Consider the following 1712-nt stretch of genomic DNA (forward strand, 5'->3'; position numbering starts at 1 on the left):
ACGGTATTCCCAGTACAAGGCACCGAGCTTTCCCGGTTGATCAGCCACTTGCCGCCGACCTTGATCAGCTCCAGGCTCTTCTGCGTCGTGTCCTTGTACTGATTCGACTGATAGACCTGGCGGAATTCGGCGAAGGCACGGTCCGGGCCGTCCAGCCGGATCTTGATGTCGTGCAGCTCGACGCCGATGTTGTCACGGGTCGCGATCCGGCTGCGCCGTAGTTGCGCCCAGTCTTCGCGGCTCAGGCCGCCGTCCGGGGTGAAGCTGGGGGCGTAGAAGGCGAGGTAGTCGTTGTAGTTCTTGGCGGCCCAGGCGGCGGCCCAGGCGTTGACCTGGGCTTGCAGTTCGCCGTCGAGGCTGGCCGGCGGCACGGCGGCGGCAGGGAGCGCCGGCTTGCTGTCGAGTTGGGCCATGGCGCGGGCGTTGAGGGTTTCGCGGTTGCTGGCGACTTGGGTGATGGCTTCAGCCGGGCAGAATTGGCGGGCGTCGCTGCCGGCGAGTTCGTTGGCGGCCGGGTCGCGGGCGTCGAGTTTTTGCAGGCCGAGGACTTCGAGCAGGGTGCCCATGCCGGCGTAGGTGCGCAGGTAGGCGAGGCTCAAGTCGGTGTCGGCGTTGACGGCGTTGCGGCGGGCGCTGAGCAGTTCGTTTTCGGTGTCGAGCAGGTCGAGCAGGGTGCGTTGGCCGACGTTGAATTGGTCGCGGTAGGCGTCGCGGGTTTTTTCGAGCAGGCTGACCTGGGTGGCGAGGTAGGTGCTTTGTTCTTTCAGGCGCTGGACGTCGTTGTAGGCGATGGCGAGGGTTTGCCGGGTGTCGCGGCAGGCTTTTTCGCGTAGATCGACGGCGAGGTGCTTGCGTTCGATGTATTGCTTTTCGCGGGCGCGGTCGCTGCCGCCGTTGAAGATATTCCAGCTGACGACGAGTTCGGCGACGTTGTAGTTGCGTTGACCGTCGACGCCGAGGTAGTTGTTGGTGTTGTCGGTGCGGGCCCGGAAGTCGAGTTTGGGGCTGTAGGCGGCACGGCGGACGTCGATGTCGCGTTCGGCGGCTTCGATGTTTTCAACGGCGGCGAGGAGGGCCGGGTTTTTTTGGTAGAGGGTGTCGAGGGCGGCTTTTTGGCTGGCCGGCAGTTGGTTGCCGAGCTGGCTGGGGGGGAGCACGGTGCCGGGGGGCTGGCTGTTGATCAGGCGCTGGTAGCGGGCGGTGACGTCGTGCAGGTTGGCGGTTTCGGTGGTCAGGTTGATTTCGGCGAGGGCGAGGCGGCTGCCGGCTTGTTCGAGGTCGACGCGACGACCGACGCCGCTTTGGGTGCGCCGGATGAGTTGTTCGTGGGTGGCTTTGTGCTGGACGTAGTTGTCTTCGGCGAGATTGACCAGGAAGCGGTAACGGAGGACGTCGAGGTAGGCGCGGGCGGCTTCGAGGGCGACGTTTTCGGAGGCGTCGAGCAGTTCGTAGTAGCGAACGAGGCGGGCTTTGTCGAGGCGACGGACTTCGTTGTGGGTGGCGAAGCCGTCGAAGAGCATCTGGTTGAGGCTGAGCAGGTAGCTGCTCCGACTGTAGTCGTTACGGTCGCGCAGCGGCGGTTGTTGCAGGGTTTCCCGGCCACCGCCGGCGGTCAGGTCAACGCGCGGCAGGAAGCCGCCGCGAGCCACCCCGATTTCTTCTTCCGCCGCCTTGTAGTTGTGCCATTTCGAGGTCACTTCCGGGCTGTTCAG

The 1712-nt window shown here is 64.9% G+C and carries 1 protein-coding gene; it reads right to left on the reverse strand.

The window, feature by feature from the left end:
- On the reverse strand, nt 1–1712 hold a 1712-nt coding region (locus AT959_RS07770; RefSeq protein ID WP_066882368.1), incomplete at both ends, for a TolC family outer membrane protein.

This window comes from Dechloromonas denitrificans (assembly GCF_001551835.1).
GTDB classification, from domain to species: domain Bacteria; phylum Pseudomonadota; class Gammaproteobacteria; order Burkholderiales; family Rhodocyclaceae; genus Azonexus; species Azonexus denitrificans.